The sequence below is a fragment of the Rhizomicrobium sp. genome (assembly GCA_037200985.1).
In the GTDB taxonomy this organism is placed as follows: Bacteria; Pseudomonadota; Alphaproteobacteria; order Micropepsales; family Micropepsaceae; genus Rhizomicrobium.
The window spans coordinates 1,994,285-2,006,650 of sequence record JBBCGJ010000001.1 but is presented as its reverse complement, the minus strand read 5'-3'; the positions used below and the strand labels follow the sequence as shown (position 1 = coordinate 2,006,650).

At 66.3% G+C, this 12,366-nt stretch carries 13 protein-coding genes; 7 read left to right on the top strand and 6 right to left on the bottom strand.

Going from position 1 to position 12,366, the window contains the following annotated elements:
* Nucleotides 1–53: 53 nt before the first annotated feature.
* The 3 genes from alc to puuE are packed head-to-tail and all read right to left on the bottom strand — an operon-like array spanning nucleotide 54 to nucleotide 2,439.
* The gene (gene alc / locus WDN01_09710) at nucleotides 54–1,019 is read right to left on the bottom strand and encodes an allantoicase (GenBank protein MEJ0026292.1); all 966 of its coding nucleotides are present in this window, start codon (nucleotides 1,017–1,019) and stop codon (nucleotides 54–56) included.
* A 9-nt stretch (nucleotides 1,020–1,028) separates the two neighbouring features.
* Nucleotides 1,029–1,538, bottom strand: coding sequence for a 2-oxo-4-hydroxy-4-carboxy-5-ureidoimidazoline decarboxylase (gene uraD, locus WDN01_09705; protein MEJ0026291.1), 510 nt, complete (start codon nucleotides 1,536–1,538; stop codon nucleotides 1,029–1,031).
* Nucleotides 1,528–2,439: an allantoinase PuuE gene (puuE, locus tag WDN01_09700; protein ID MEJ0026290.1), complete on the bottom strand. Its 912-nt coding sequence runs from the start codon at nucleotides 2,437–2,439 to the stop codon at nucleotides 1,528–1,530. Before puuE ends, uraD begins: the two co-directional genes overlap by 11 nt.
* A gap of 71 nt (nucleotides 2,440–2,510) precedes the next feature.
* Here puuE and uraH point away from each other — a divergent pair, with 71 nt between their 5' ends.
* From uraH to guaD, 7 genes are read left to right on the top strand one after another with little or no spacing between them, the layout of a single operon-like run.
* Complete coding sequence (gene uraH, locus WDN01_09695) at nucleotides 2,511–2,882, top strand: hydroxyisourate hydrolase (protein ID MEJ0026289.1); 372 nt, start codon at nucleotides 2,511–2,513, stop codon at nucleotides 2,880–2,882.
* Between the two features lie 2 nt (nucleotides 2,883–2,884).
* Complete coding sequence (gene xdhA / locus WDN01_09690) at nucleotides 2,885–4,318, top strand: xanthine dehydrogenase small subunit (GenBank protein MEJ0026288.1); 1,434 nt, start codon at nucleotides 2,885–2,887, stop codon at nucleotides 4,316–4,318.
* On the top strand, nucleotides 4,311–6,608 hold the full coding sequence (gene xdhB / locus WDN01_09685) for a xanthine dehydrogenase molybdopterin binding subunit (GenBank protein ID MEJ0026287.1): 2,298 nt from the start codon (nucleotides 4,311–4,313) through the stop codon (nucleotides 6,606–6,608). The genes xdhA and xdhB overlap by 8 nt, the downstream gene beginning before the upstream one ends.
* Entirely contained in the window at nucleotides 6,605–7,630 is a 1,026-nt protein-coding gene (gene xdhC / locus WDN01_09680) for a xanthine dehydrogenase accessory protein XdhC (GenBank protein ID MEJ0026286.1), read from the top strand. The genes xdhB and xdhC overlap by 4 nt, the downstream gene beginning before the upstream one ends.
* Complete coding sequence (locus WDN01_09675) at nucleotides 7,620–8,810, top strand: urate hydroxylase PuuD (GenBank protein ID MEJ0026285.1); 1,191 nt, start codon at nucleotides 7,620–7,622, stop codon at nucleotides 8,808–8,810. Before xdhC ends, WDN01_09675 begins: the two co-directional genes overlap by 11 nt.
* A complete protein-coding gene (locus WDN01_09670; GenBank protein ID MEJ0026284.1) occupies nucleotides 8,807–9,304 on the top strand; it encodes an ureidoglycolate lyase in 498 nt (165 codons plus the stop codon). Before WDN01_09675 ends, WDN01_09670 begins: the two co-directional genes overlap by 4 nt.
* Complete coding sequence (gene guaD, locus WDN01_09665; protein ID MEJ0026283.1) at nucleotides 9,304–10,596, top strand: guanine deaminase; 1,293 nt, start codon at nucleotides 9,304–9,306, stop codon at nucleotides 10,594–10,596. Before WDN01_09670 ends, guaD begins: the two co-directional genes overlap by 1 nt.
* Here guaD and ureG read toward each other — a convergent pair.
* The 3 genes from ureG to WDN01_09650 are packed head-to-tail and all read right to left on the bottom strand — an operon-like array spanning nucleotide 10,593 to nucleotide 12,365.
* A complete protein-coding gene (gene ureG / locus WDN01_09660) occupies nucleotides 10,593–11,210 on the bottom strand; it encodes an urease accessory protein UreG (protein MEJ0026282.1) in 618 nt (205 codons plus the stop codon). The genes guaD and ureG overlap by 4 nt on opposite strands.
* Nucleotides 11,207–11,899 (bottom strand): urease accessory UreF family protein, encoded by a 693-nt coding sequence (locus tag WDN01_09655; GenBank protein ID MEJ0026281.1) that lies wholly within the window; start codon nucleotides 11,897–11,899, stop codon nucleotides 11,207–11,209. Before WDN01_09655 ends, ureG begins: the two co-directional genes overlap by 4 nt.
* Nucleotides 11,889–12,365: an urease accessory protein UreE gene (locus tag WDN01_09650; GenBank protein MEJ0026280.1), complete on the bottom strand. Its 477-nt coding sequence runs from the start codon at nucleotides 12,363–12,365 to the stop codon at nucleotides 11,889–11,891. The genes WDN01_09655 and WDN01_09650 overlap by 11 nt, the downstream gene beginning before the upstream one ends.
* Nucleotide 12,366: the final 1 nt, after the last annotated feature.

The window sequence follows — 12,366 nt, the reverse complement described above, 5'->3', positions numbered from 1 at the left end:
CGGAGGTAAATCGAATCTCCGCGGCTCCGCGTGCATATTTCTTTTGCGGCCCGTTAGACCGTTCCCCACATGCGGAGCCGCGCCACCCCACCATCCGGGACAATGTTGAGGCGTACGAACTGCACCGGCTCATGGCTCGCGATCTCGGCCGAAAATCTATGCTCGCGGTCGGCGGACAGCTTCTGCTCGGGCAGCAGGATCGGCCAATATATCGACTGCGCGATCAGCGACTCTTTCGGAAGCGAACTCGGTCCGATGGCCTGGATGAAACAGCGGTCGGGAAAGTTTCCCTTGAAATGCGCGGTGTCGACGACGATCTCCTCGATCCGACCCGGTCGCGCCAGCTTCACGATGGACCAGTCATGCCCCGGCTCGCGCCGCCGCCGCGTCTCCCAGCCGTCGCCCATGTCGCGCGCCTTGCCCGGCGCCAGCAGGTTGGAGACTTTGCCGAAATGCTCGTCATTCGCCGCCACCGGCAGCGCGCCGTTCTCCATCGCCGCAAGATCGGCTCGCTCGCCCGCCGTCCAGTCGCGCACGACCTGGCCATAGACGCGCAGCCGCGCCACGCCGCCATCGGGAAAGATGTTCAGCCGCACATGGGTCGCGACCTCGGCACCGGCAGTGGGAAGGAAGAGGCGGTCATTGCCCTTAAGCGGCACCGCCGCCACCAGGTTTGCCCACGCGCCCGATGGGATGCGTTCGGCCGAGCGACACCACTCGATGGACGCCACCGGCGGGTAATTGCCGGTGAAATTCCGCGTGTCGATCTCGATGCCGCGCACGACGCCGGGCCTGCCCAGCCGTACGATACAGGCATCGTGGCCGGTATCGCGGCGGCGGCGGCTTTCCCAGCCGTCCATCCACTTGCCGTTCGCATCGTACTTGCCCGGGATGAACACCGGCTCGGCGGGATCGATCAGCCGCTCCTTGGCGGCGAAGAATTCGTCGGTCGCGAACACGACCTCGGCGCCCAGCCGCGGCTGCGCCAGATCCACCCAGGTCTTTGCGAAGTCTTCCATGCCGTCTCTCTAGGTCAGGTCGCCAAGGCGCAGCCGCGCGATCTTGTGGATCTCGTCGAGCGCGGTGCGAAACTCGGTCTTCGGATCGTTGTTCAGCCTTGCGCGGAATTCGGTGAGGATTTCCTGCCGCGTGAAGCCGCGCACCGCCTTGATGAAGGGAAAGTCGAACCGCGCCGCATAGTCCTCATTGAGCCGGCGGAATTCCGCGAGTTCCTCGCGCGAGCAATTGTCGAGCCCGGCGCTGGCCTGCTCCGAAGTCGATTCCGCCGACATCTTCACCCGCCCGGCCAGGCTGGGATGCACGCCGATCAGCGCCAGCTTGGCCTTGTCGTCGGCGCTCTCCACCGCGCGTCGCAGCGCGGCCGCGAGGCCGTCCAGCGTGTCGAGCGCGTCGTGAGGCTCGGTCCGCCACGCCTCCGCCGCGAACCAGGGCGAATGCTCGTAGACGCCGCCATATATCCGCACGAATTCGTGTTCGCTCAGCGTGCTCGGGGGGCTGCGGAAACGGTCAGCCGGCATGGGGATGATGCTCGCGCCAGTGCCGTGCGACGTCGATGCGGCGACAGAACCAGACGTCCTTGTGTTCCTTCGCATAGCGCAGGAAGCGCTCCAGCGCGGCGAGCCGCCCCGGCCGCCCCGCGATCCGGCAGTGCAGCCCGACCGACATCATCTTGGGCGCCGTTTCGCCCTCGGCATAGAGCACATCGAACGTGTCCTTCAGATAGGCGAAGAACTGATCGCCCGAATTGAACCCCTGCGCAGCAGCGAAGCGCATGTCGTTGGCGTCCAGCGTATAAGGCACGACGAGATGCGGCTTGCCGCCTTCGTTCACCCAGAAGGGCAGGTCGTCGTTGTAGTCGTCGGCGTCGTAGAGGAAGCCGCCATGCTCGACCACCAGCCGGCGCGTATTCGGGCTGGTGCGTCCCGTGTACCAGCCGAGCGGCGCTTCGCCCGTCAGACCGCGCAGAACCTGCACCGCCTTGGCGACATGTGCCCGCTCGGTCGCTTCGTCGACATATTGATAGTTGATCCAGCGATAACCATGCGAACAAATCTCATGGCCGTCCTTCAGGAATGCCTCCGCCATCGCCGGATAGCGCTCCAGCGCGGCGGCGACGGCGAAGATCGTGACCGGCAGATCGTATCTGCGGAACAGCCGCAGCAGCCGCCATACCCCCGCGCGGGAGCCATATTCGTAGATCGACTCCATGCTCATATGCCGCGCGCCCGGCACAGGCGCGGCGTTGATGATCTCGGACAGGAACGTCTCGGCGCCCTCGTCGCCATGCAGCACCGAGTTCTCGCCGCCCTCTTCGTAGTTCAGCACCACCTGCACCGCGATCCGCGCGCCGCCCGGCCAGCGCGGATGGGGCGGAGTTGCGCCGTAACCGATCAGATCGCGCGGATATTGGGCAGACACGTGCGGCACTCTCGTCTTGGCAATCCCACTATACACAAGGCGCTTTACAGCCCAAGCAGCACGGCACCATCATGCACGAGACGAAAGGTTGCTTCGTGGGACGGTTGACGACGCATGTCTTGGATACGGCGCATGGCTGCCCCGGCGCGGGGATCGCCGTGCGTCTGTACACGGACGATGGCTTCGGTCCCATAGCCGAGGCGACGACGAATGCCGAAGGCCGCTGCGACGCGCCGCTCCTGGAAGGCCCCACGATGAAGCCGGGACGCTATGTCCTGGCGTTCGAGGCCGGCGATTATTTTCGCCGTAAAGGCGCGGTGCTGGCCGAGCCCGCCTTCCTGGATGTCGTGCGCGTCGCCTTCGGCATCGCCGACGCGTCGGCGCATTATCACGTGCCGCTGTTGATTTCGCCCTACGGCTACTCCACCTATCGCGGCGGCTAGCGATGCGCGACACGGTCCGCTTCCGGCTCGACGGCACGGTGCACGAGATCCGCAATCCCGACCCGACCGAGACGGTGCTGCGCTGGCTGCGCACGCGCGCGGCGCGCACCGGCACCAAGGAAGGCTGCGGCGAGGGCGATTGCGGCGCCTGCACCGTGGTCGTCGGCGATGGCGAGGCCTGGCGGGCCGTCAACGCCTGCATCCTTTTCCTGCCCATGCTCGACGGCAAAACGCTGTTCACGGTTGAGAGCCTCAGCCCGCCGGGCGGCGCGCCGCATCCCGTACAGCAGGCGATGGTCGACACCAACGCCTCGCAATGCGGCTTCTGCACGCCCGGCTTCGTGATGTCGCTCTACGCGCATTATCTCAACCGCGGTGCCTGCGATGCCCCCACGATCCGCAACGTGCTCGCCGGCAATCTCTGCCGCTGCACCGGCTACGGCCCGATCGTCGAGGCGGCGAAGCGGATGAGCGAGTATCCGCGCGTCGAGCCGACGGACGCGGCACCGCCCCGAACCGATGAAAGCCTCGCTATCGACCATGTCGGCGTCGGCGCGCGCAGGCGGTTCTTCGCGCCGCGCGGCGTCGACGAACTCGCGAGTCTGCTTCTCGAACATCCCGATGCCACCTTGCTCGCCGGCGCCACTGATGTCGGCCTCTGGGTGACCAAGCAGAACCGGAGCTTGCCGACGATCATTTCCACCGCCTCGGTCGCGGATTTGACACAAGTGGTCGAGAGCGAAACCGCAATCGAGATCGGCGCCAGCGTCACCTATACGGGAGCCTATGACGCACTGGCCCGCCTGCATCCGGATTTCGGCGAGTTGCTGCGCCGGCTGGGCTCGGTCCAGGTGCGCAATGCGGGGACCATCGGCGGCAACATCGCCAACGGCTCGCCCATCGGCGATTCCATGCCGCCGTTGATCGCGCTGGGCGCGACGCTTGTTCTGCGCAAGGGCGATGAGCGGCGCCGCCTGCCGCTCGAAGACTACTTCCTCGCCTATGGCAAACAAGATCGCGAGCCGGGCGAGTTTGTCGAGAGGGTCATCGTTCCCAAACCTGCCGCGTCGGACACGTTCCGCGTCTACAAGCTCTCCAAGCGTTTCGACCAGGATATCTCGGCGGTCTGCGGCGCATTCCTGTTCCGCCGCGACGGCGACACGATCCGCGCGGTGCGCATCGCCTTCGGTGGAATGGCGGCGACGCCCAAGCGTGCCCGCGTCGCGGAGGCCGAACTCGTCGGCCGCCCCTGGAACGAAGCCGCCATCCGCGATGCGATGGCCGTCCTCGCCGACGACTTCCAGCCGATCGGCGATATGCGCGCCTCGGCGGTTTATCGCCTGACGGCCGCGCGGAATCTTCTTCTGCGGGCATTCCACGAAATCGAGGGCGCCCCTGCGACTCGCATCCTCGAGCTGGAAGCGCTCCGTGGGTGAACGCGGCGGCATTCGGGCCGGGGCCGCCCGCCATCATGACAGCGCCGAGAAACACGTCGCCGGCAGCGCCATTTATATCGACGACATGCCGGAGCCGCGGGGCCTGGTCCATCTCGCCATCGGCCAAAGCACGCGGGCGCATGCTAAAATCCTGGCGCTCGATCTTTCCCCGGTGCGCGCGGCGCCCGGCGTGATCGCTGTGTTCACGGCGCGGGACATTCCGGGCAAGAACGATGTCGGTCCCGTGGTGCACGACGATCCGATCTTTGCCGACGGCCTGGTCGAATATGCCGGCCAGTCGCTGTTCGCCGTGGCCGCCGAAACGGTCGAGCTCGCGCGCCGCGCGGCGCGGCTTGCGAGGATCGAATACGAAGACCTGCCGGCGATCCTCGACATCGACGCGGCCCGCGCGGCCGGCAGCGAACTCGAGCGGCCCCAGCGCATGGCGCTCGGCGACGGCGCGGCGGGTCTGGCCAAGGCGCGCAACCGCCTCTCGGGCCGCATCGTCATCGGTGGGCAGGATCACTTCTACCTCGAAGGCCAGATCGCGCTCGCGGTGCCGCAGGAGGACCGCGACGTTCTTGTCTATTCCTCGACGCAGCATCCGTCGGAGGTTCAGCACCTGATCGCGAGCATGCTGGACGTGCCGAGCAACGCCGTGACGGTCGAGGTTCGGCGCATGGGCGGCGCCTTCGGCGGCAAGGAAACGCAGGCCGCGCTGCCCGCCGCCGTCGCTGCGCTCGCGGCGGCGACGCTGCGCCGCCCGGCCAAGCTGTGCCTCGACCGCGACGACGACATGACGCTGACCGGCAAGCGCCACGACTTCCAGATCGCCTATGACGTCGGCTTCGACGACGAAGGCCGCATCCAGGGCATTGCGTTCGTGCAGGAATCGCGTTGCGGCTATTCCACGGACCTCTCGCTCGCCATCGGCGACCGCGCCATGTTCCACGCCGACAACGCCTATTTCCTCAGCAACGTCACCATCGAATCCCACCGCTACAGGACCAACACCGTCTCCAACACCGCCTTCCGCGGTTTCGGGGGTCCGCAGGGCATGATGGGGATCGAGCGCGCGATGGACGCGATTGCCTGGAACCTCGGCAAGGACCCGCTCGACGTCCGCAAGGCCAATCTTTACGGCGCCGCGCCGCGCAACGTCACGCCTTATCACCAGACGCTGTCGGACAATGTCGCCCCCGAGATCGTGGACGCATTGGAAAATAAGGCGAACTACCGCGCCCGTCGCAAGGCGGTCGAGGCGTTCAACGCAGCGAACAAGCTGCTCAAGCGCGGACTCGCGCTGACACCCGTAAAGTTCGGCATCTCCTTCACCACGACCCATCTGAACCAGGCGGGCGCGCTGGTGCATGTCTATGCCGACGGCAGCGTGCATATGAACCACGGCGGCACCGAGATGGGCCAGGGCCTCATGACCAAAGTGGCCCAGATCGTCGCCGAGGAATTCCAGATAGATGTCGAGCAAGTGAAGATCACCGCGACCACGACCGGCAAGGTGCCCAACACCTCCGCCACCGCGGCCTCGGCCGGGGCCGACCTCAACGGCATGGCGGCGCAGGCCGCGGCACGCACGATCAAGGACCGGCTGGTTGCCTTCGCCGCCGGCGAATTCGGCTGCAAACCGGAGGAGGTCGTGTTCCGCGACAACCATGTCACCGCCGGCACGCTCCACATGCGCTTCTCCGAGCTGACGCGCGCGGCGCAGATCGGGCGCGTGTCGTTGTCTTCGACGGGCTTCTACAAGACGCCGAAGATCCACTACGACCGATCGCGCCATCAGGGTCATCCGTTCTTCTATTTCGCCTATGGCGCCGCCGTGTCGGAGGTCGCAATCGACACGCTGACGGGCGAGAACCGCGTCCTGCGCGTCGATCTGATCCACGATGTCGGCCGCTCGCTCAATCCCGCGATCGATCTTGGTCAGATCGAGGGTGGATTCGTGCAGGGCATGGGCTGGCTGACGACCGAGGAACTGGTGTTCGATGCCGAGGGACACCTGCGCACGCACGCGCCCTCGACCTACAAGATACCGGCCTGCAGCGACCGGCCATCGGCGTTCAACATGGAATTGTGGCCGCACGACAACCGCGAGGAGACGGTGCATCGCTCCAAGGCGGTGGGTGAGCCGCCGCTGATGCTGGCGATCTCGGTGTTCTCGGCGCTGACCGACGCGGTGGCGAGCGTCGCCGATTACCGCGTCCTGCCCGAGCTGGACGCACCGGCGACGCCGGAGCGCATCCTGCTGGCGATAGAGAAGCTGCGCGCATGACCGGTTGGTGGATCATCGCAGGCGAGCACGCCACACGCGGCGAGGCGAGCGTGCTGGTCACCGTCTGTTCCGTCGCGGGCTCGGCGCCGCGCGAAGCCGGAACCAAGATGCTGGTCTGGCGAGATGGCCAGCACGGCACGATCGGCGGCGGCAATCTCGAATATGTCGTCCTGGACCAGGCGCGCAAGATGCTGGCGGGCGAGGCCGCGCATCGCTTCCAAAGCTATCCGCTCGGCCCGCTGCTCGGCCAATGCTGCGGCGGGCGCGTCGGCATGCTGCTTGAGCGGATCGACGCTGGCACCACCTCTTGGCTGGCACAGATCGGCGCTGCCGAAGACAGCGGCGAAGCCTATGCGGTCCATTCGGTGCTTGAACCCGGCCGCGTCGCGAAGCGAGTCCTCGGCCGCAACGATGTGAGAGCGTTGCCGGCGGACGCCGTCGTGCTCACCGCCCGCGACGGTGCGCGCGTCGATCCCGCCGCCGCGAAAATCGCCACTGACGGCCTTTCCATCGTCGAGCGTATTGATCCGCGCCCACTGCTCCTGATGTTCGGCGCCGGCCATGTCGGACGCGGCCTGGCGCCCATCGCCGCCAGCCTGCCGTTGCGCACGCGCTGGTACGACACGCGGCTGGAATTCGGCGCCGTCGAGGGCGCGCTCCAGCCCGTCATCGCCGACGATCTCGTGGCGCAGGCGACGGCCGCACCGGCCGGCGCCCTGTACCTGGTCTTCACCCAGAGCCACGCGCTCGACTACGATCTGACCCGGGCCGTCCTGGCGCGGGGCGATTTTCTCTATTGCGGCCTGATCGGCTCGGCAACCAAGCGGGCGCGGTTCGAGAAGCGTCTGCTCGCCGACGGCATCGCGCACGCAATGCTGCCGCGTCTGATTTGTCCGATCGGCAATATCGGGCTTGCCTCGAAGGATCCCGCCGTGCTCGCCGTGGCGGTTGCTGCCGAACTCATGTTCACGATAGAAGCCCGGGCCGTCGCGCGTTCACTCAAGGCCGTCCATGTTCGCTGATATCGTTCCCTGGATCGAACTGGCGATCCGCTGGCTGCACATCGTCACGGGCATCGCCTGGATAGGCGCCTCGTTCTATTTCGTCTGGCTCGACGGCAACATCCGCAAGGTGGAGGGCGGCAATCCGCTGGTCGCCGGTGAGCTTTGGGCCGTTCACGGCGGCGGCTTCTATCACAATCAGAAATATCTCGTGGCGCCCGAACATCTTCCGCCGCATCTGCACTGGTTCAAATACGAGGCCTATTTCACCTGGATCAGTGGCTTCCTGCTGCTGGCGGTGATCTACTATATCGGCGCCGACATCTACCTGATCGACCGCGCCAAGCTGGCGCTCACCGCGCCCGAGGCCATCGCCATTTCCCTCGCCTTCATGGCCGGCGGCTGGATCGTCTATGACGGATTGTGCCGCTCGCCGTTGGGCAGGAACGGCTTGCTGTTCGGCGCGGTCTGGTTTCTGATCCTGACCGCAGCCGGCTGCGCGCTGACCCGCATCTTCAGCGATCGTGCCGCCTTCCTGCATATCGGCGCCGTTGTCGGTACCGCGATGGTCGCCAACGTGTTCTTTGTGATCATCCCGAACCAGAAGAAGGTCGTCGACTCCATGCTGGCGGGCGAGACGCCCGATGCGCGGCTGGGTCTTCAGGCCAAGCAGCGCTCGCTGCACAACAACTACATGACCCTGCCGGTTCTGCTGGCGATGATCAGCGTCCATTTTCCGATGCTGACGGGCAGCCCGATCAACTGGCTGCTGCTCGCCGCGCTCAGCGTCTGCGGCATTATGATCCGTCATTTCTTCAACCTGCGGCACAAGGGCCAGATCAGCTACGGCCTCGCCGCCGCCAGCGCCGCTGTGTTCGTTTTCGCCGCGGGGATAGCCATCGCCGTGCAGCACCGCGCCGGACAGGCGCTGACCGCCGCTATGCCCTTCGCCATGGTCCGCGCCGTCGTCGATCGGAATTGCATCATGTGCCACGCCGCGCATCCGACGCATGCCGGAATTTCCACGGCCCCGGCCGGTCTCGATTTCACCCGCGACGCTGTCCTGCACGACAACGCAGCGCGCGTGCTCATGCAGGCTGTCACCACCAAGGCCATGCCGCTCGGCAACGAGACCGGCATGACGGATGCGGAGCGCGCCACGCTCGGCGCCTGGATCCGTCAAGGGGCACATATAAGATGACTCGCACGCTACATCCAGTTCCGCTGACGGCCGAAGCCTTCGTGCCCTTCGGCGATATCGTCTCGACCGAGGGTGCCCCACAGTCCATCAACTATGGCGCGACGCAGAAATTCGCCGATCTCGCACACATCGATCTGCGTGATAGCGGCCGCGCCGCAGTGCATCTCTATCGCTCGACGACGCCCGTCTTTCCCTTCTCACTGCGGGTGATGGAGAACCATCCGCTCGGCAGCCAGCTGTTCATGCCGCTGTCCGGCCGGCCCTATCTAGTGGTCGTCGCGCCGCCGGGGCCGTTCGATCCGGAGGCGATACGCGCCTTCGTCGCCGGTCCGGGGCAGGGCGTGAATCTTGCGCCCGGCGTGTGGCACCATTTCAATCTCGCGCTCGTCGGCGTCAGCGATTTCCTCGTCGTCGACCGCGAGGGCCTAGGCGAGAATTGCGAAGAGGTCGCGCTCGACGGCTCGATCCTGCTCGCCGCGCCGGAGCTGCCGTGATGGCGCGGCAGGCCTATCGCGCGTGCGTCTTCCACCTGCTCGGGGATCCGTCGGCGACCGACCCGCTCGCGACCTATTTTTCCGATGGCGCGCTGGTCATCGAGGACGGTCGTGTCGTCCAGGCCGGCGCCTGGAACGATATCGGCCCGACGCTGGACGCCGGTGTCGCCGTGACGCGCTTCGAGAACGCGCTGATCGTGCCGGGGTTCGTCGATGCGCATGTACACTACCCGCAGATCGACATGATCGCGTCGCCCGGCGGCCGACTCCTCGACTGGCTTGAGGCCTACACATTCCCGTCGGAAAAGCGGTTTGCCGACAAGGCGGTCGCCGCCGATACCGCGTCGTTCTTCCTCGACCAGCTTTTACGCAACGGTACGACGACGGCGCTCGTTTTCGCGACAGTGCACAAAGGGTCCGTCGAAGCGCTGTTCGAAGCGGCGCTCGCGCGCAACATGCGCCTCGCCGCCGGCAAGGTCTTGATGGACCGCGACGTGCCGGCTGATCTGTGCGACACGGCGGAAACGGGCTACGCGGAAAGCGCGGCGCTGATCCATGCCTATCACGGCAAGGGCCGGCTGACCTATGCGGTGACACCCCGCTTCGCGGCCTCGTCGACCGAGCGACAACTCGAACTGTCGGCCCGGCTGGTTGCCGAAAATCCGGGCGTCCTGTTGCAGACGCATCTGTCCGAGAACACCGACGAGGTCGCGCTTGTCCTGCGCACCTATCCCGGATGCACCGACTATCTGGACGTCTACGAGGAGTTCGGCCTGGCGACGGAACGCTCGGTTTTCGCCCATTGCATCCATCTCTCGCCGGACGAATGGCGGCGGATGGGGGTGCACGGCTCGGCTGCGGCGTTCTGTCCGACATCGAACCTGTTCCTCGGCAGCGGCTTGTTCGATCTTGCCGCAGCGGCGCGCGCGGGTGTCTCCGTCGGCCTGGGCACCGATATCGGCGCCGGTACTTCGCTGTCGCAGCTCCAGACCATGAACGAGGCTTACAAGGTCGGCCAGATGCAGCGGCAATCGCTCGACGCGTTCCAGCTCTTCTATCTGGCCACGCTGGGCGGCGCGAAGGCCCTGCGCATGGACGACAGGATCGGAAATTTCGTGCCCGGCAAGGAAGCGGATTTCGTGGTGCTCGACACCGCCGCCGCGCCGCTGCTGGAGCGGCGGATTGGCCATGCGAGATCGCCGGCGGAGGCGCTGTTCGTCCTCGCGATGTTGGGTGACGACCGTGCGGTGCGCGAGACCTATGTGATGGGCAGGCGGGCCTATCGCCGCTAATCGCGTTTCACATCCAGCCCGCCGCGCTCGCGGATGAAGCTCACCACCGTATCGAGCCCCTGGCCGGTCTTCAGGTTCGTGAACACGAAAGGCCGCTCGCCGCGCATCCTCTTCGCGTCACGGTCCATCACCGAGAGGTCCGCGCCCACATAGGGCGCCAGGTCGATCTTGTTGATGATCAGGAGGTCCGACCGCGTGATGCCTGGACCGCCTTTGCGCGGAATCTTGTCGCCGGCGGCGACGTCGATGACATAGAGAGTTATATCGGCCAGTTCGGGGGAGAAGGTGGCGGCGAGGTTGTCGCCGCCGCTCTCGATGAAGATCGCATCCAGGCCGGGAAACCGCACGCTCATGTCGGCGACCGCCGCGAGGTTGATCGAGGCGTCCTCGCGGATCGCGGTGTGCGGACAGCCACCGGTCTCCACGCCGAGGATGCGCTCGGGCGCCAGCGCGCCGGACCGGGTCAGGAACTCGGCGTCCTCGCGGGTATAGATGTCGTTGGTGATCGCGGCGATGTTGTAGCGCTCCCGCATCGCCTTGCAGAGCCTGTCCATCAGTGCCGTCTTTCCCGAGCCGACCGGCCCGCCTACCCCGATGCGCAATGCGGTGGTCATGAGCGGAACAGCCTCGTGTACTGGGTTTCGTGGGCGATGGAGGCCCATTCGACGACAGGCGCGGCGGTGCCGATGTCGGCGGGATCACGGCGCAGCGCGGCGCGCGCCGTGGCGATCGCCGCGGGCTGAAGGCTCGCGATGATGCGCTGGCCGCTCGTCTGGCCGAGGGGCACGAGCCTGATACCGGCGGATACCATATTGCTCGCGACCGAATGAAAGAATGCGACCATGGCCTGTTCGAGTGGAATCGCGCCATACGCCGCGGCGATGCCGATGGCGGACGGATAGGGTACCCAACCGGCATCCAGGATACGCCCCAGATGGCCGCTCGCCTCGGCATTGTGCCAGGCCGCGCGGAACGCGGTGACGAAGGCTTGGCCCTGGGCGCGGTGTTCCAGTTCGAACTCCAGCGTCGGCACGAAGGCGCGCGCTTCTTCCAAGGCTGCCGCCAATCCCACGCGGTCGAACCGCCGCACGGCGTCATAGGCCGTGCGCAGCATCCAGCCATTGACCGGGCCGAATTCGTGCGCGAGGCCGGCGTCGATCCAGTCGCGCAAGCCTTCCTCGTCGCGGACCAATCCTGCCTCCACGGCATATTCGATGCCGTGCGAATAGCTGAAGGCGCCGACCGGAAAGCCCGGCGACAGCCAACTCATCAGCCGGTAGAGCGCGTCGGCGTCAGTGGTCATGGCCGTGGCCGTCATGATGGTGATGCGCAGTGCTCTCCACGCTATAGGCGCCGCTCTCCGGTGCGAAGGGCGCGCTGTGGCGATGGACATGGGCGCCCAGCCCCTCGATCATCTCGACCAGCACGTGATCGTCGCGGATGCGCAAGGAGCCGTCTTTCAGCACCTGCACCGGGATATGGCGGTTGCCGATATGCCAAGCGATGCGCGCGGCCTCGGCGACCGAATGGGTGTGGATGTCCGCGACGGGCTCGTCCGCCGCCACGACCTGGATCACGCCGCCGCCTTCCAGCGCCAGGCCTTCGCCATGCTGGAGCGTGCGCGGCTTGTCGAGATCGAGCAGGAAGGCCTCGCCCGCCGTGTCGGTCAGGGTGATGCGGCGGCGATAGCGGTCGTCGAAGGCGAGTTTCACCACGCCCACGCTCTTTTGCCAGGAACCGGCGGGAAGGATTTTTGTCGCGCGCCGCATG